Origin of the sequence: Mycobacterium sp. 1465703.0 (genome assembly GCF_001672975.1) — a bacterium.
Classification (GTDB): Bacteria; Actinomycetota; Actinomycetes; order Mycobacteriales; family Mycobacteriaceae; genus Mycobacterium.
On the sequence record NZ_LZKU01000100.1, the window covers coordinates 15591 to 32893 of the forward strand.

The 17303-nt window shown below is 59.7% G+C and carries 16 protein-coding genes and 1 pseudogene; 9 read left to right on the plus strand and 8 right to left on the minus strand.

Features of this window, described 5'->3' with window-relative positions; genetic code table 11:
- Positions 1–77: 77 nt before the first annotated feature.
- Genes A5625_RS09045 through A5625_RS09055 form a run of 3 tightly spaced genes read left to right on the plus strand, consistent with a single transcriptional unit; the run spans position 78 to position 2553 of the window.
- On the plus strand, positions 78–1025 hold the full coding sequence (locus A5625_RS09045) for a daunorubicin/doxorubicin resistance ABC transporter ATP-binding protein DrrA (protein ID WP_066991795.1): 948 nt from the start codon (positions 78–80) through the stop codon (positions 1023–1025).
- Positions 1022–1762 (plus strand): ABC transporter permease, encoded by a 741-nt coding sequence (locus tag A5625_RS09050; protein ID WP_066991798.1) that lies wholly within the window; start codon positions 1022–1024, stop codon positions 1760–1762. The genes A5625_RS09045 and A5625_RS09050 overlap by 4 nt, the downstream gene beginning before the upstream one ends.
- Positions 1762–2553: an ABC transporter permease gene (locus tag A5625_RS09055; RefSeq protein WP_197516027.1), complete on the plus strand. Its 792-nt coding sequence runs from the start codon at positions 1762–1764 to the stop codon at positions 2551–2553. The genes A5625_RS09050 and A5625_RS09055 overlap by 1 nt, the downstream gene beginning before the upstream one ends.
- Positions 2554–2691: 138 nt before the next feature.
- On the opposite strand, the gene A5625_RS09060 is transcribed toward A5625_RS09055, so the two are convergent.
- The 6 genes from A5625_RS09060 to A5625_RS09085 all read right to left on the minus strand — a co-directional run bounded on the left by A5625_RS09060 (position 2692) and on the right by A5625_RS09085 (position 9017).
- Positions 2692–3465 (minus strand): FkbM family methyltransferase, encoded by a 774-nt coding sequence (locus A5625_RS09060; protein WP_304441885.1) that lies wholly within the window; start codon positions 3463–3465, stop codon positions 2692–2694.
- A gap of 450 nt (positions 3466–3915) precedes the next feature.
- Positions 3916–4782 carry a glycosyltransferase family 2 protein gene (locus tag A5625_RS09065; RefSeq protein ID WP_082984334.1) on the minus strand — a complete coding sequence of 289 codons (867 nt, stop codon included), beginning with the start codon at positions 4780–4782 and terminating at the stop codon, positions 3916–3918.
- A gap of 131 nt (positions 4783–4913) precedes the next feature.
- Positions 4914–5636 (minus strand): FkbM family methyltransferase, encoded by a 723-nt coding sequence (locus A5625_RS09070; protein WP_369829996.1) that lies wholly within the window; start codon positions 5634–5636, stop codon positions 4914–4916.
- 214 nt (positions 5637–5850) lie between these two features.
- Entirely contained in the window at positions 5851–6813 is a 963-nt protein-coding gene (locus A5625_RS09075; protein ID WP_066991824.1) for a GDP-L-fucose synthase, read from the minus strand.
- Between the two features lie 8 nt (positions 6814–6821).
- Complete coding sequence (gene gmd / locus A5625_RS09080) at positions 6822–7844, minus strand: GDP-mannose 4,6-dehydratase (RefSeq protein WP_066991807.1); 1023 nt, start codon at positions 7842–7844, stop codon at positions 6822–6824.
- A 345-nt stretch (positions 7845–8189) separates the two neighbouring features.
- Positions 8190–9017 (minus strand): glycosyltransferase family 2 protein, encoded by an 828-nt coding sequence (locus tag A5625_RS09085; protein ID WP_066991810.1) that lies wholly within the window; start codon positions 9015–9017, stop codon positions 8190–8192.
- A gap of 329 nt (positions 9018–9346) precedes the next feature.
- Between A5625_RS09085 and A5625_RS09090 the strand changes: the two genes are divergently transcribed.
- From A5625_RS09090 to A5625_RS09105, 5 genes are all read left to right on the plus strand, one after another.
- On the plus strand, positions 9347–10738 hold the full coding sequence (locus tag A5625_RS09090; protein ID WP_197516028.1) for a UDP-glucose/GDP-mannose dehydrogenase family protein: 1392 nt from the start codon (positions 9347–9349) through the stop codon (positions 10736–10738).
- Between the two features lie 221 nt (positions 10739–10959).
- Positions 10960–11430 (plus strand): class I SAM-dependent methyltransferase, encoded by a 471-nt coding sequence (locus tag A5625_RS28240; RefSeq protein ID WP_082984335.1) that lies wholly within the window; start codon positions 10960–10962, stop codon positions 11428–11430.
- Entirely contained in the window at positions 11427–12455 is a 1029-nt protein-coding gene (locus tag A5625_RS09095) for a methyltransferase type 11 (RefSeq protein WP_232003553.1), read from the plus strand. Before A5625_RS28240 ends, A5625_RS09095 begins: the two co-directional genes overlap by 4 nt.
- A 115-nt stretch (positions 12456–12570) precedes the next feature.
- The gene (locus A5625_RS09100; protein WP_066991812.1) at positions 12571–13827 is read left to right on the plus strand and encodes a glycosyltransferase; all 1257 of its coding nucleotides are present in this window, start codon (positions 12571–12573) and stop codon (positions 13825–13827) included.
- A gap of 133 nt (positions 13828–13960) precedes the next feature.
- The gene (locus A5625_RS09105) at positions 13961–15181 is read left to right on the plus strand and encodes a class I SAM-dependent methyltransferase (protein WP_066991815.1); all 1221 of its coding nucleotides are present in this window, start codon (positions 13961–13963) and stop codon (positions 15179–15181) included.
- 154 nt (positions 15182–15335) lie between these two features.
- On the opposite strand, the gene A5625_RS09110 is transcribed toward A5625_RS09105, so the two are convergent.
- Complete coding sequence (locus tag A5625_RS09110) at positions 15336–16139, minus strand: class I SAM-dependent methyltransferase (RefSeq protein ID WP_197516029.1); 804 nt, start codon at positions 16137–16139, stop codon at positions 15336–15338.
- Positions 16140–16252: 113 nt separating this feature from the next.
- The gene (locus A5625_RS09115) at positions 16253–17029 is read right to left on the minus strand and encodes a TylF/MycF/NovP-related O-methyltransferase (RefSeq protein WP_066991829.1); all 777 of its coding nucleotides are present in this window, start codon (positions 17027–17029) and stop codon (positions 16253–16255) included.
- A 149-nt stretch (positions 17030–17178) separates the two neighbouring features.
- Between A5625_RS09115 and A5625_RS29025 the strand changes: the two are divergent.
- A pseudogene (locus A5625_RS29025) lies at positions 17179–17303 on the plus strand (macrocin O-methyltransferase); the annotation flags it as partial.

Sequence of the window (17303 nt, forward strand, 5' to 3'; positions counted from 1 at the left end):
AAGGCGTACGCCATCCCACAAATCGCTAACCACCAATACCCCGAACATGCCCATTCGCACCGTGAAATACTCCTACCGTGAGCCCTTTGGCGATTGAGGTTGTCGGCCTCACAAAGACATTCGGGCGTGACACACTCGCGCTGAACGGCGTGGACTTCTCGGTTCCGGCGGGAACGGTGTGCGGGCTGCTGGGCCATAACGGCGCCGGCAAGACCACCACGATCAACATCCTCTCCACGCTGATGCGGCCCAGCTCGGGCCGGGCCAGCGTCGCCGGGCACGACGTCGTCCGCCAGGCCTCCGAGGTACGTGCCAGCATCGGGATGGCCGGGCAATTCACCGGGATGGACCCCATGTTGACCGGCCGGGAGAACCTGGTGCTGTTCGGCAGGCTGCGGGGATTGAATCGCCGGCAGGCGAAGGCCCGTGCCGACGAACTGCTGGAACGGTTCGACCTCGTCGCTGCCGCCGACCGACGGCTGTCGACTTACTCCGGCGGCATGTTCCGGCGCGTCGACCTGGCCAGCGCCCTGGTAGTGCCGCCCAAGGTGCTCTTCCTCGACGAGCCGACCACCGGGCTGGACCCACGCAGCCGCCGCGACGTGTGGGCCCTGGTGAGTTCGCTGACTGTGCAGGGCATGACCGTGCTGCTGACTACCCAGTATCTGGAAGAGGCTGATCTGCTGAGCGACTCGATCGTTGTCATCGATCACGGGCAGGTGATTGCCAGCGGCACCTCCGAAGAGCTCAAGCGCGCAGTGGGCACCAGCTACTGCGAGGTGAGCCCGGCGAATCCCGCCGACCTGCCTCGGGTCGCGGGGGCGCTGACCGGCCTCGAAGGAATCGAGATCGACAACGACGCGGGTTCGGTGTCGGTGTTCGCCCCTGACGGGGTCGCCACGCTGATCGAGGTATTCCGCCGGGTCGACGCGCTCGGGCTCGAACTTGCCGACATCTCGCTGCGCAAACCGTCGCTCGACGAAGCTTTCCTGCACCTCACCGAGCGAGCCGTCACCCGGTCATGAGTGCCCTGTCCGCCCTCACCGAGCGTTCGCTGAAGTCGGCGGCGCGCGACGGCGAGATGGTCATCGAAATGCTCTCCCCCGCGTTCTATCTGGTCGGGTTCAGCGTGGCGTTGCACGGCCTGATCGACACCGGGCGCATCAGTTACACGCAGTACTTTCTACCCGCGGTGGTTACCCAGTCGATGATTTTCGTTGGGCTGATGACCGCGGATCGTGCAGCACGCGACCACCTGTATGGCATCGGTGAGCGGATGCGAACCCTGCCGGTCGCAGCGGCCGCCACAGTCACCGCCCGCACGGTGGCCACCCTGATGCGGGGCCTCCTGTGTCTGGTGGTCGCCCTCATCGCCGGCTATGCCTTCGGTTTCCGGATAACCGGCGGACTCGGCTACGCGGCGGCGTTCCTAGTTATCTCCTTGCTGCTGTGTCTGGCCGTCACGCTGGGCGCCGACGCGCTGGGATCGCGCGCCAAAACAGTTCAGGGGGCCAGCCACCTGCTGTTTGTCCCCCAGCTACTGCTATTCATGATGTCCACCGGAATCGCCCCCGAGAAAACTTTTCCCGGCTGGGTGCGCCCATACGTGCGCAACCAGCCGGTCTCACAGTTCGCCGAAACCCTGCGCGGCCTGGCCACCGGAAAGGTGGTACTCAGCAACTTGGCCGCCACCTTGGCCTGGTGTGTGGGCATGGTGTTGGTCTTCGGCGCGATCACGCTGCGGATGCAGAGGCGCAGCTAGTGGCGCACCGCGTTGAGCCGCAGGGTTCGCTATTGACCCAAAGCTGGGTGCAGACCGGCCGACTCCTGCTCCGGTGGCGGCGTGACGAATCGGTGCTGATGGGGTCGCTATTGCTGCCTGTCTTCCTCTTGTTCTGCTACCAAATTGTGCTGGGCGAGCAGGTGCGCAAGGTCACCGGCATCGAGAGCGTTTACGGCGTGGTCCCCATGTGTGCGGTGATATCCGCGCTGTTCGGCGTCTTAGGTGGCTCGGTCGGCATCACCGCGGACCGCGAGTCGCGCCTACTCAGCCGGATGTGGGTGCTGCCGATTCACCGGGCAAGCGCGATCACCGGTTGGGTGACTGCTGAGGTCTTGCGCGCGTTCATCGGCACCACCTTGATCACAGTAATCGGGTTGGGAATGGGGCTGCGCTTCACTCAAGGGTGGCCGGCGGTACTGCTTTTCCTTCTGATTCCGTCGATCGGGGTGACCGGATTTACGGCCCTGGTGATGGCCATGGCTATCCGCAACAATGGCCGCTCCGCAATGACCTGGCTGCTGGGCGCCACAGTTGCGCTGGCCTTTATAAATACCGGTGCCAGTCCAATCAAGCTGTTCCCGGCTTGGGTTCGGCCGTTGATCCGCATGCAACCGATCTCGCCGCCCATCGAGACAATGCGGGCACTGGCGCACGGAGGTCCGATCATGTTGCCCTTTGCAATCACGCTCGTCTGGGCGGTGGTGTTGTTCGCCGTGTTCATGCCAATCGCCGTGCGCGGCTATCGAAAAGCTGCCGAATCTGGCGCGTAAGCGCTTTATTGCGCGATGTCGATGTACCGGACGACCAGCGTAGGATCAGTCAACCCAGCGGATATGTCATGCCACCGCCAGCGCACGGTCAGCCTCGACGTCACCGGCGTCGGGCGCGTGGCACGCTCGACATGCTGATCATCTAACCGCTGGAACGAAGAAGTAATTGTATCGGTCGTCTCGATGGCCGTCATAGGGCACGACGCCCACGTTGCGGCCGTAGACGAGCGGCGAGTAACCCAAGGCGCAGATGTCCGCAATGGTGCCTTCGGGGTCAGGGTTAGATGCGGTGCCCCCGTAGATTTCCACGAAAAGCACCGGAAAGTCGCGACGCAGGAGGTCCCCGGCGCCCGCGATCACGGAACGTTCGAAGCCTTCAACGTCGATCTTCAACAGCCCGACGGGGGAGAGTTCGGCGGCCAGCTTGTCCAGGGTTGTTACTGGAACACGGACACGATCGGTGACCGCTATGCGCTTAGTGTCTTTGAGTGAGCTGAACGCACTGTCTGCGGTGACGAAAAAATCCGCCTCTCCGGGGGTGTCGCTGACAGCCGTCCGGATACGGCGAATGCGGTCTTGCAAACCGTTGGCGGCCACGTTGGCTTCTAGTCGGGCGAATGTGGCGGGCGCCGGCTCCAACGCCACCACCGGGGCCAGGTGGGACCAAGCCACGCTATGCAACCCGATGTTCGCGCCGACATCCACGATGCAACGCCCCTTATAGTGCGCGAGATAGAGGGCGGCGGCGATGTCGATCTCCGATGACTCGAAAGCGCCGTTCCGGCGCACCTCATGGGCGATGGCTGATCGGGGTTCAACTACGAACTCCAGGCCGCGCCATTGCCACGGGTTTTCCTCAGAGCCCTTTCGATACCGTTCCAACGCCTGGCCAAGCCTGTCCACCATTCCCATTCCGCGCATCTTACGAACCCTCGCTCACGAAAGAGCAACAATGGCCGCACCCACCCCCACTTTTCACGGCCACTGCACCATCATGGCCGCCTACGGCGACTGGTTTCGCCTCCAGACCCACCGACGGCGCTACCAGGGACTAACGATGCTGTCATGTCCCAAAACGCGCGGCAGCAGTGCTCCGGCAACACACCAAACAGCCTGGGGGATAACAACTTCCTCACCGTCAGCATCCGTGCTACGGCGGCGCCGGCAGCAACTACAACGGCTGCAGTACATGTTCTACCCAAGGTCGCCGCCGCGTAGGCATGATCGACACTTCTCCGACCGGATGCAATCGGCGGCGGTTCTCAGCCCAATCCTCCACCGACATCATTTCGTCAGCGTCGTCAGCGTCCAATTCATCCTATGGTCAGGGCCTGGTCAGTCTTCCCCCACGCCGACAGCAGTTCAATCCTCACCTGGCGCCGGGATGCAAGCTCCCTCAAATCTAGGGGTCTCCGACATGGAGCTTGCTCTAGGGTCGTGCGGCTCGGTCCTGGATACGGACCTGTACCTCGTTAGCAGCGCACGTAATGCCAGTCGGCGGTTCTCTTTATATTTGAAGAATGCCAGCATGCGGCTGCAGGTCTCCCAGCCTGCGACCCAGAAGTACATTGGCAGGCGCTTTCTGAATTCCTTATCCGTTTTTTTCCTCACACTAAGCCCCGTCATGTCGTTGTATCGCGCGACGACAACGTCCATGTACCGGGTGATCAGTGCTGGGTTAGAGAAGCAGCGAATATTGAAGTCCCAGTCGGCCCAAACACGGTATCGCAGATTGTAGGGCCCGATTCCGGCGAAAATCTCGCGCCGATAGAAGATCGATTGATGGCACAGATTCGTCTCGAACAGGAGACGGTCAAGGTCGAAGGCGCCGGCGTGGCGACTCCCCGTTGAACGCATAATTACATCGCCATATACCAGATCGCTGCGCTCGTGGTCGCCGATGAAGGTAGCCACACGGGCCAGAGTGTCCGGTTCGTAGAGGGTGTCGTCGGCGCCCAGGAAGATTAGCCACGTGCCGGTGGCCATGCCAACTCCGCGGTTCATAGCTTCGTAGGGGCCACCGTCAGGGCCGCTGTGAATGACCAGGCGTGCACCGAAATTGGGGCCGAAACTGTATGCGATGTTGAGGGTTTCGTCTGTCGAGCCACCGTCGACGAGGACCAGTTCCAAATCCCTATAAGTCTGGTGGGCGATGCTTTCGAGGCAGGCACGCAACGTCGCCGCTGCGTTGAATGTGGGAATGATGATCGAAAAGGCTGGCGCGGTCATGGTAATAGTGACGTTAGCAGCGGGCTGCCGAGTGTTCCGCTTCTTCCGTCTCCTCTCGACTTAAGCGCTCCGGCCGGGGCGCTCGACCACGCCAGTCGTTTCATCTTCGAAGGACCCATGTGCAGTTGCCCTCAATCGTCGCCACGAAAGAAAATTCCGTCGGCCTGCAACATCCGACCGTTGCGGGGATCCGTGAAACCGGGCAATAAGCCCGTCAGTCTGAAGCCCAAGGAATACACAAGTCCGACCGCTTCGTGAATGAGCATGTCACCTTGGTACAACGGTATGAAAGACAGTTCGAGTTGCATACCGACGCAGCGGTCGTTCACCGTTTGCATACCACCGGCGAGCACCTGTCTCTCGAAACCTTGAACGTCGATCTTGAGAAACAGCACATCGGCTGGCTCTAGAAATTCTGCGGCAACGGAATCAAGCCGATTTATTGGCACTTGTTCGGTGCCTACATAGTTCGCCGGAGGAAAGGCATCCTGATGACTTTTCAGCATCGGCAAGACGGAACTGCTTGCGCCGGCGTTGCCCGCCACATTTATCGTGATCGTTTGATCGGCATCACCCAACGCACATTGCCTGCAATCCCACAACTGATCAGCAGCGGCCTTACGCTGGAGGACCGCAAAGGGCCCTGACAGCGGCTCGAATGACACGATACGCCCCGTGTATCCTGCGCGGCGTAATGCGGTGCCGAATTGTCCTGAGTTGGCACCGACGTCAAGAACGACATTTACTTTCAGCGCTTCGAGTTGATTCACCAACAGGCGCTTACGATCGAAGTGCCGCAGCGTCTCCGTACTGACGTTACGAGCCATCAAGCGAAGATTGCTAAGGAAATCCACCGCGCCAACAATAGCACGCGAGTGTGTCGCAGGAGACAGCATTCGTTGTGGTGAATCGCTGTGCGGCACTAGAGCGCTCGGCACCGCGCTGCTGTCGACGGCGTACCATCACACACGGTCATTTGTCTTGCCGGCCATGTGGCGCAGCCGACACACCCGACCCGGACCGGTGTGAAAAAAGCCTCACGCGTGGCTAGGCAAATAGTGAGGCAATTTACTTCCTCGCCGCGTCGGCGTTCGCGCGGTACCACGCCACCGTTTCGTCAATGCCGCTCCGCAGCTTGATCTTGGGCAGCCATCCCATCGCCCGTAGGACCGAGACATCTAGCAACTTACGTGGCGTCCCATCCGGTTTCGTTGAGTCCCAGTGAGTCTCACCTCTGTAGCCCACAGCTGTGGCGACCATTTCGGCAATCTCGCTGATCGAATGGTCGATACCGGTGCCCACGTTTACATGGCTCGGTCCGTCAAAGTGTTCCAAAAGAAATAGACACGCGCTCGCCAAATCATCAACATGCAGCATTTCACGCCGTGGAGTACCGGTCCCCCAATTGGTCACCTCCGGCGCGCCGCTAGATTTGGCGTCTTCATACCTGCGAATGAGCGCCGGCAGCAGATGCGAGCCCGAATGGGAAAAATTGTCGCCCGGTCCATACAGGTTGGTTGGCATAGCAGAGATCCACGCCAGACCATATTGGCGTCTCACCGCCTGGACCTGGACGATGCCAGCGATCTTGGCGAGTGCGTACGCGTCGTTGGTGGGCTCCAGAGGACCGGTCAATAAGGCGCTCTCGTGGATCGGGTTCGGAGCATACTTCGGATAGATACACGAAGATCCGAGAAACAACAATCGCGGTACGCGGGCAGCTACTGCCGCATCTAGCAAGTTGGTCTGGATCTGCAGGTTTTCGGACAGAAAGTCAGCAGGATAGGTGTTATTCGCCATAATGCCGCCAACCCGTGCTGCGGCGTCGATTATGACTTCAGGCTTTGCTGCCATCACGAAGTCAAACGTTGCGGGACGATCCGTGAGGTCGATTTCTGACCGCGAGCGGACGATAAGATCGGTGAATCCTTCGGCCTGGAACTTGCGTATTAAGGCGGATCCGACCAGCCCGCGGTGTCCTGCGATATAGACGGGCGTCGCGCGATCAAGCGCGCCGATTGAGGTCTTCATACTGCTGCTCAGCTCCAACCGGGGAGTATCGGCTGGTCGATCCATGGCCTACCATCACACTCCAATGCGGCGATGTCGGCGTCCACCATAATCCGCGCCAGGTCGCCCGTGTGTACGGAAGCTTTCCACCCGAGCAATTGAGCGGCTTTGGTCGGGTCACCGATCAGTGAATCCACCTCGGTGGGCCGCAGATAGCGTTCGTCAAACTTTACGTACTTCTCCCAGTCGAGCCCGGCATGTTCGAAAGCGGTCTGGACGAAGTCGCGTACGGTGAAACCCCGGCCCGTCGCCAGAACGAAATCCTCGGGGGCAGAAGCTTGCAGCATCCGCCACATCCCTTCGACATACTCGGGCGCATATCCCCAGTCACGGACCGCGTCGAGGTTGCCGAGGTAAATGTCTGACTGGACACCGGCTTTGATGCGGGCGACGGCTCGCGTGATTTTTCGAGTCACGAATGTTTCACCACGCCTTGGCGATTCGTGATTGAACAAGATGCCGTTCACCGCGAACAGCCCGTAAGCCTCTCGATAGTTTCGCGTCGTCCAGTACGAGTAGACTTTCGCCGCGCCATACGGTGACCTTGGATAGAACGGTGTCTGCTCATTCTGCGGTGGCGGCGAGGCGCCAAACATCTCTGACGAAGACGCTTGGTAGAAACGGCAATTCACTCGGGAAAGGCGGACAGCTTCGAGAAGCCGGATCGATCCGATACCCGTGGTGTCGCCGGTATGCACCGGTTCGTCGAAGCTGACACGCACATGTGACTGCGCCGCAAGGTTATACACCTCGTCGGGGTCGATGGTGCTGAGCAGGGTAACCAAACGGGCCCCGTCGGTCAGGTCACCGTAGTGCAAAAACAGCCGTGCATCCGGTTGGTGAGGGTCTACATATAGGTGATCAATTCGCGACGTATTGAACGTCGAAGCTCGACGGATTAGACCATGGACCTCGTACCCCTTGCTCAGCAGGAGTTCTGTGAGGTAAGAGCCGTCCTGGCCGGTGATTCCGGTTATCACTGCTCGCTTCACTGGATTCCCGCTCCCGTCAGTGCATCGTCGTCACCGCATGTCCGGCGCCCCAACATCGTGGCGGTCTCACTCCCCGTGGTGCTGCAAGGCGAGGCATACAGCCCAATTGACGCGGTATGGCACGTGGCCAGAAGACCGCCGCTCTGCCACGTTTCAAAGTACAGGACAAACTCGCCGCACGAATTGATCTCGCGCAGTTTCCACTTGCTGTTACGGGCATGATAATTGCGCCGTCGTTCTTCGCTGCACGTGGTCGTGATCTGCCGCCTTCGACCAGCTCACGTTGCCAAGGCCAGGCACTCACCCGGTTCAACTGACGCGCATCTCACTCTACGTCGACGAAGCTCATGCCCGGTTACCCCTGGGAAACTTCGCTCGCAGGGACTTAAACGCATTGAACGCCGCGAGATCTGCCCTTACTACGTATTCCTTCAAACAAAGATACGCCCACGACGTCCGCCGCCCGCCTAATGGGTACTGGCCGTACAAGTCCCACAGCCGGCGAATATTCCGATGGTGTTCACGAATAGGTTGTGTCGAACCTGGTCCCGTGACGTCGAAGTCGCACACCACCCGGTTGATTGTGATTGGAGCTTGCAGCCGCGCGGCCCGGTAGATAAACAGTTGATCCGCCTCAAGCCCGAAGTCAAGGTCGTAGCCACCCAACTTCGCTACCAGCGACGCCCCGAAGAACGTCGCTTGGTGCGCAACCGTCGCCCCAAGGAGGAATTTTCGCAACGTAAAGGGCATGTAGCCATATGGGCGCGGAAAAAGGATGCTCCCATCGGGTCCCACCAGGTTGTTCTTCCCGTAACCCCAGACGTCGCGTATTGACCCATGGCTCGCGATCGCCTCCACAACAGAGGCCACCGCGTCCGGATCGGAAAAGCGGTCCGTAGAGTGCATGAACCACAACACATCCCCCGACGAATGGGCGATGCCCTGGTTCATCGCGTCATATCTTCCGTTGTCGGGCTTGGATTGCCAATATGCGAAGCTAGGCTCACACGCGGACAGATACTCCACGACGGGATCCCCTGATCCACCGTCGATGATGATGTGCTCGATGCGTCCGGCGTAGCGCTGGGCTCGCACACTCTCCACAGTGCGTTTCAGCCCGTCGAGGTCATTCAGCGAAATCGTTATCACCGAAACGGTCGGAGCAGATGACACCAACGTCTACCTCCCCGTCATTTGACCACACGTTTCCGTTGGCTTGCCTTGACTTCTGGACATGTTCGCACGGAAGCTGTGGCCAATCAAAGCTGCACGGACCTGCATCGATCGTTGGGCAGTTCGAAGACCCGAAGGCTATGCTCGCCGCAACTCGGACAGCCCAGTTCCACAAAGTCTTTGACTGTGGAATCGTTTCCTCGATCGGGCTCATGCCAGGTTCTCGCCTTCGCGGGGTTGTCGCAGCGTCGAGCGCCAGTCCAGCCGAAAGATGGTATCGCGGCTCTCGACCGCATCCTGGAACCGCGCTGGTTGTTGACTAACGCGATATGGAAATCGCGCATGCGCCGTGCGCGGTTACGGCAATATGGGCGGCGACCGATCGGGACGTGAAGGGAATCATCTTGAAGATTTCGGTAATCGGATCGGGCTACGTCGGCCTAGTCACCGGCGCCTGCCTCGCGGACAGCGGCAACGACGTCGTCTGCGTCGATATCGACCAGGCCAAGATCGACCTTCTGCTCGCGGGGAGCGTCCCGATCTTTGAGCCTCGCCTGGCTGAGCTGATCGAAGGGAGCCGCGAGAACGGGCTCATCGACTTCACGAGCGACCTGAGTCGTGGAATCGAGCACGGGGATGTGATCTTCATCGCCGTCCCCACGCCCAGGGGCGAGAGCGGTGCGGCTGACCTCACCCACGTCTACTCCGCGGCGAAGGATATCGGGACCTATATGGACCGCTATAAGGTCGTTGTCAACAAGTCGACCGTGCCCGTCGGCACTGCCGACGAAGTTCGAGCGATCATCAGCAAGAAGGCCAAGCACGAGTTCGATGTGGTGTCCAACCCCGAATTCCTCAAGCAAGGCAAGGCAATTGCCGACTTTATGCAGCCCGACCGCGTGGTGATCGGGACTGACTCCGAGCGCGCCCTCGATATCATGCGAGAGCTCTACGAGCCGTTCCTGCGCACTTTCCACCCCCTTATCGTCATAGATATCAGGAGCGCCGAGATGGCAAAATACGCGGCCAACTCCTTCCTCGCGACCAAGATTTCCTTCATCAATGAGATCTCAAACTTGTGCGAGAAGGCCGGCGCCGATATCTCCGCAGTGCGGGAGGCGATCGGGGCCGACAAGCGCATTGGCTATGACTTCCTATTCCCCGGGATCGGCTACGGTGGTTCTTGCTTGCCGAAAGATGTTCAGGCCCTTTTACACACCGGCGACGGTCTGGGGTCGGACATGCCTCTGCTGCGCGCGGTCGAGCAGGTCAATAACCGACAGAAGACGGCCCTCGTGTCCAAGGTCATCTCCCGTTTCGGGGGCGAATCCCCCACGAAAAATCTGCAAGGTCTGCGGATCGCGCTTTGGGGACTCAGTTTCAAGCCACGGACCGATGACGTTCGCGAGGCTCCCTCCCTCGTCATCGCTAAAAGTTTGATCGAGTTGGGGGCGCTGGTGCGCGCCTTCGATCCCGAAGGAACCCAACAGGCGAAACAGGCGCTCGGGGAGTCGATCGAGTATGTCGGCGGCATGTACGACGCTCTCGAGGACGCCGACGCGCTGCTTCTCCTCACGGAGTGGAAACAGTTTCATCGGCCGTCGTGGCAGCGCGTCAAATCGGCCATGCGCCGCTCCGTCGTATTCGACGGGCGAAACATCTACGACCCGCAGCGCATGCGGGATGAGGGCTTCGAGTATTACGGCATGGGCAGGATCTAGGCAGGTAAAAGTAGATGCGAGCATTCGCCAACGACCCCGCCAAGCATGGCACCAACGCCTCTGTTTCTGCCGGGCCCGCCCGTCGCGTCTCGGGCCCGTTCCGCTGTGCGGCGAGGCTCGTAGGCGCAATGCTTAGTCGAGGCCTCGACCCAATCCAATCCGCCAAGGCTGGTCCACCACTATCATTACGATGCCCTTGACCGCAGCGCACGGAAGAGATCATGAAGTTCAGCGACCTATCGTCACTTAATTTCGTCAAACTCTATGCGGGTGACATTCCTGGCATGCCCGAATATCGCAGCAGTAAAATGGTAGGTTTATCACTTCGAAAAAAAGACAAGTGGCATATACGCCATGACGTTGCCAAGCCGCTTCCCATCCCAGACGAGTCTGTCGATAACTACCAGTCCGAGGATGTTTTTGAGCATATAGAGCTTGAGAGGCTTCCCGCTACAATATCCGAGATATACAGAGTCCTTAAGAAAGGTGGACTCTTCACGCCTATCGGTTCCAGATTACCGTTGCGTCTTCGCCTTTTAGCCAATGTCCATAGTGGTAGACTGCATCAAGTGATCGGGGAAAACGAGTTCCAGCCTGAGCCGAAACTATTACTTCGGAGTATTCTGCGTGGCACATTGAGGTGCCATTACGCAACCGACTCTCTTGAACTGGCCTTAAGGATGGGACTGTGACAACGACATCCCCTGTAATCTTCATGATCTTCAACCGCCCAGACACCGCCCGCCAGGCCTTTGAATCGATCAGAGCCGCAAGACCGCAGAAGCTCTTCGTGATTGCCGACGGTCCGCGCGCGAATCGTCCCGAAGAGGCTGAGAAATGCGAAGCAACGCGGGCGATCATCGATGAAGTGGACTGGGAGTGCGACGTCCACAGGAATTTTGCTGAAGCTAACATGGGCATCCGCGACCGCATCTCGTCAGGAATAACCTGGGCCTTCGAACAAGTCGATAGGGCGATAATCCTTGAGGACGACTGCGTGCCCTCCCCCTCGTTCTTCCCGTACTGCGCCGAACTCCTTGATCGCTACGAGGAAGACGAGCGAGTCATGATGATTTCCGGCAACAACCATCTGTTTGGCCACGCCGAAACGGCGGATAGCTATTACTTTTCAAGATATCCACACTATTGGGGTTGGGCCACTTGGCGACGAGCCTGGGAAAAATACGATATGAATATGACCCAATGGCCGGCGATCAGAGATAGAAAGCTTTTCGACCAGTACTTTTCGAAGATGACCGAGCGCTATTATTGGGAAGCCATTCTTGAAATGGTTTATCGCGATAAGGTTGATACGTGGGCTTGGCGGTGGGTCTACAGCATATGGGCAAACTCGGGTCTTTGCGCAACTCCTGCCCGAAACCTGGTCCACAATGTCGGCTTCGCTGCGGATGCCACTCACACCCACACTAAGTGGGACAGGGTTTACTCCGCGTTGACTGCCGAAGAGCTCACCTCTCCCCTTACTCATCCCGCGACTGTCCTAGCGAACTTTGACCTAGACAGCCTGGAGGCGAGACTCCGGGTTGCTTATCATTCAACTGGCTTACTGTATATATGGGATCGACTTCAAGTTCTCAAGACACTAGTTAGACGGGCTAGAAGGCGCATCCAGAATCGCCCGACCGCTTATCACGAGGGCCCTCTGGCGAGACGCCGAGCCAATTACGACCTTCCGGAAACTCGTGAATCCGCGTAAAGCTGCTGGCTAATTGACGGAGTACCACCACCACCATGACCCAAAAAGTAGGCTTTGGATTCTTCCGTACCCTTGACGCCGCCGGTGCACCACAACTGCAAGGCTAGGATCCGTGATGAAATTTGCCCTGGCGAGCTACGGAACTCGCGGCGATATCGAGCCGTCCGCCGCCGTTGGCCGCGAACTGCTGCGCAGAGGGCATGAAGTTCGCCTGGCTGTCTCTCCGGAGCTGGTGAGCTTCGTCGAATCGATCGGTCTTGCTGCCGTTCCTTATGGCCCCAAGCTGCAGGACTTCCTCGACGAGGAATTCCTTCGGAATATGTGGACCGATGTCTTCCGCAATCCAATCAGGTCGATATTCAAAGTCTGGGAGCCAATTATCCGCTACTGGGCTGATGCGAGCACGACGCTGAAATCGTTGGCGGACGAAGCTGACCTGCTCTCTACCGGCCTGAATTTCGAGCAGGCCGCCGCCAACGTCGCGGAGTATTACGACATTCCGCTGGCCGCGCTGCACCACTACCCCATGCGGGCTAACGGTGAGCTTGTCCCGAGGGTCCCATCGCCATTGACTCGGTCGACCATGGCGGCGATCGAGGTGCTGTTTTGGCGCGCAACCAAAAAGGCTGAAGACGCGCAGCGCCGCGAACTCGGCTTACCGAAGGCGACACGTCGGTCCCAGCAACGGATGGCCCAACGGGGATCGCTCGAAATCCAGGCCTATGACGAGGTAGTGTTCCCCGGGCTGGCGGCCGAATGGGCGAAATGGGGCAAGCAGCGCCCATTTGTCGGCGCGCTGACGCTGGAATTGAACACAACCGACGATGACCAGCTCGCGTCATGGATTGCGGCAGGAACACCGCCGGTTTGTTTCGTCTCCGGCAGCATTCCGGTCGAATCTCCAACCGACACTGTCGAAATGATCGGCGCGGCCTGTGCGCGGTTGGGCGAGCGAGCGTTGGTTTGCTTCGGCGGGACGGACTTCAGCGGTGTCCCACATTACGACAGCGTCAAGTCGGTGGGTGCGGCAAACTACGCGTCGGTCTTTCCGGCATGCCGCGCGGTGGTACACCACGGCGGCGCGGGCACCACGGCCGCAAGCCTGCGCGCCGGAATCCCCACACTGATCCTCTGGAGCACCGGTGATCAGCCATACTGGGCAGCCCAGGTCAAACGACTCAAGGTGGGCACCGCCCGGCGCGTCTCGGCCACCACCGAAGAATCGCTGGTCACTGATCTGCGCCAGATCCTCAACCACGAATACGCCATGCGGGCCCGCGAACTCGCAGCCCGGATGAGCAAAGCCCCAGAAAGCGTTACAAACACCGCCGATCTTCTAGAAGACGCCGTACGTCGGAAAGCATTCAACTAGGAGGGGGTTTGCCGGCATCGCCAATTGCTTATTACCGCAGCGGTGAGTCCCGGTGAAATCTCAGAAACCTGGGAAACGCTGTCAAGTAGGTCTAGGCTCGTTATGACACCAATTTACGAGATAGGCGGCCGTTTTGACCGATGGCAGCTGCAACCTGTGCGGTGGCGCTCTTCGTAAAGTGCTCGATCTTGGCCGCCAACCCGTCTCCAATGCCTTTGTCGCACCTAGCGAAACGGCCAAGATCCCGTTCTACCAACTTGAGGTCGGAATCTGTGCGTCTTGCACCATGGTGCAGCAGATCAATCAGGTCCCAGCAAACGAAATGTACCGCGCGGATTATCCATACCGCGCGTCTGGTTCCTCACTGATCCGCAGGCATGGCGAGGACGTCGCCCGTCACCTCGTGGAGGCATGCCCGGATCAGGGGTTCGTCGTTGAGATCGGCAGCAATGACGGTGTCATGCTCAAGGCTCTTAGCAACGCCGGAATACGACACCTCGGGGTGGATCCAGCCGCCGACGCGGCCGAGGTGGCCCGTGCGCAAGGTCTCAGCGTACGCACGGATTTCTTCAACGAGTCCACGGCCGCCGAAATCCGCGACGAGCACGGACCAGCCGACATCATCTACTCAGCAAACACGATCAGCCACATCTCGTATCTCGACTCGATTTTCCGTGGGATCGACTCGCTGCTCGCGCAGGATGGATTGTTTGTGATCGAGGATCGCTACGTCGGTGACATCCTGAAGAACGTCTACTTCGATCAGATCTACGACGAACACATCTATTTATTTTCGGTCCGTTCGGTGCAGGCGATGGCAGCTCTTTTCGGCTTTTCGCTGATCGATGTCCAACACTTTCCTCTGCATGGGGGTTCCATTCGCTACACGATCGCCCGCAAGGGCGCCAGGGACACAAGCGCAAACATTGCTGACTTCTTGGACCAGGAGCAAGCCGAAGGATTTGTCCAGGAGGCAACGTTCGTCCGGTTCGCCGCCGGTATCGAGCGCATTCGCATCGAGCTTGTCCGTCTTCTCCGCGACTTACGTTCCGACGGCAAACGCGTCGTCGGATACGGCGCCACGTCGAGGAGCGCCACGGTTATGAACTACTGCGGCATCGGCTCGGATCTTGTTCCTGTCGTGTGTGATTCGACGCCGGAGAAACAGGGGCGTCTTACACCGGGGTCGGGAATTCCGGTGTGCCCGCCCGAAGCGTTCTCCAACTCCTACCCGGACTACGCATTGCTGTTCGCCTGGAACCATGCTGACGAGATCATGGCGAAGGAGCATCTGTTTCACGACAGCGGTGGACGGTGGATCCTGTACGCGCCGCGGGAAGTACATCTAGTCTGAAGGCCGCCGCACGTTTACCGCCGACCGGCGGGCATCGAACTCACGCGGCTGGCGGCCGCTTTGAGCCCGGGCCAGATTTCGGGCACACCCCGAGCGGGTGCAGGTCACTGAAACCGTTGCGCGAAGGCCTATCTCGCTTGCCTGGCGCCGAGCCTCAACGCGCCGGCTTGATAAGTAGGCCCTGACCGGTGGGCAATGAGCAGATTTTCACGCCCAGTTCGCCCGCCACCTCATCCATGGCTCTGCGTTGCTCGTCGCGGCCCCGGTTCGCATAGTCGTCCAGCAACACGAACGCACCGGGTGTCAGGCGCGGCCAAAAGAAGCGCAGCGCAGCGACTTCGGGTGGAGCGCAGTTCATGTCGATATGCAGGTAAGCCACCGACGGCGCATCGACCTGCTCGAGGGTTTCCGGAACCGCGCCCACAATGATGCGGTGGTTATGCCATTGCGCGAAATTGGCGCGCACACTGTCGACTCCGTTGGCGTACATCCCGTTGCGCAGATGCCCCTCGCTCAGCTCCAGCGCACCGGCCTCGCGTTCGTTGTCGGTGACAAACCGCGGGTCGATTCCGGCGAAAGTGTCCAGCAGGTAGAACGTCTTGCCCAACCGATCCCAATCGAGGTACTCCATGATGGCGCTGCTCAAAAACCCGTAACTGACCCCGCACTCGACGAAATCGCCCTCGAGCTGGCTGGCGCTGGCCGCCGCCCACAGCCCCACATGTACGCGCCATTGCCACTGATACCAATCCTCATTGCCGAGCGATCGGGCACCTCGCCGGTAGGCGCGCTGGAACTCGGGATCATCGAGAAAACCGTGAAAGTTGTTGAAGGTGATCAACGCGTCATTGGCATACACGTCGGGCAAAAGAGTACGTGCGAGCCAGTATTCACTGCGCACCCACCACATCCTGAGGCGGGTGCCGGCTGTCAGCCCTGTTGCCACGGCGGCAACCATAACATCGGCGCGTACGGCGTCCGCAGGCAACGGGACGGGTTCGCCGTGATCGTGTTTCGCCCATCCTCCGCCCGAGGGCAAACCTGGTCGTGCACCGTGAGTTCAGCGATCTTTCAGGGCTTGCGCCACAGCACGCCGGTGCCGTCGATCTCCACGATCTCCGCGGTCACGCCGTGCCGGGCGCGGTAGTCAGTCACGGCTTGCGCACACGCGTTGATCGCGTGGTAGTCATCAACGATGCAAAAGCCCCCAGGTGACAACCGCGGGTAGAGCGCATCGAGTGCTTGAATCGTCGATTCATAAAGGTCGCCGTCAAGCCGCAGCACGGCGATGTCATCAATCGGGGCGTCCTGCAGGGTGTCTTTGAACCAACCCGAAACGAAATGAACCCGGTCATCGAGCAGCCCGTAGCGCTCGAAGTTCGCCCTGACCTGTGCTTCCGGCACACCCAGGATGCGCGCGTGCCGGTGCAGCCTAATCCCCTTGTCCGCCTTGTAATTGACGGTGTCCGGGGGTGGCACGCCCGCGAAGGAATCGCACAGCCACACGGACCGCTTCTCGTCTCCGTAAGCGGCCAACACGGCGCGCATCAAGATTGACGCCCCTCCGCGCCATACACCGCACTCGACTAGATCGCCCGGAACGTCTTCTTCCAAAATGGTCTCAACGCAGTGCTGCAAACTGGTCAGTCGCTGCATGCCAATCATCGTCAAGGCGTCCGCCGGCCAATCCAGGCCCAGATCACGCGCTCGCTTGTTGAACGGACGCTTGCGCACCAGCATCAGGTTGCGAGTGCTGAACAGGGGACGTCCCAGCCGGTGTATGCCTACCGGAACCAACTCGTCGCTGCCATACCTGGTGAGGTCGCGCCGTCGACCTGTTAGAGGAATTCGCTCGCTCGGGGGGTTGCGTCCCCGGGGCCGAGGCAGAGGGAAATCGTTGACCCGCAGGAGACGGATACACTGCAAAACGCTTTAACGACTGAAATTGACGTTTAAGGTCATTGCGAGACCACCGGCATGCGGAGTAAGGGGCAGTTTTGGCCGTGACTGATCACGACACGCGGTTTGCATACCTCGACCTGCTCCGGCGCGACCTCACCAGGTATGGCAGCGACGAGTTGGTTCCGGTAGGCATACACCGGCTGGGACGTCCCCTGTTCAG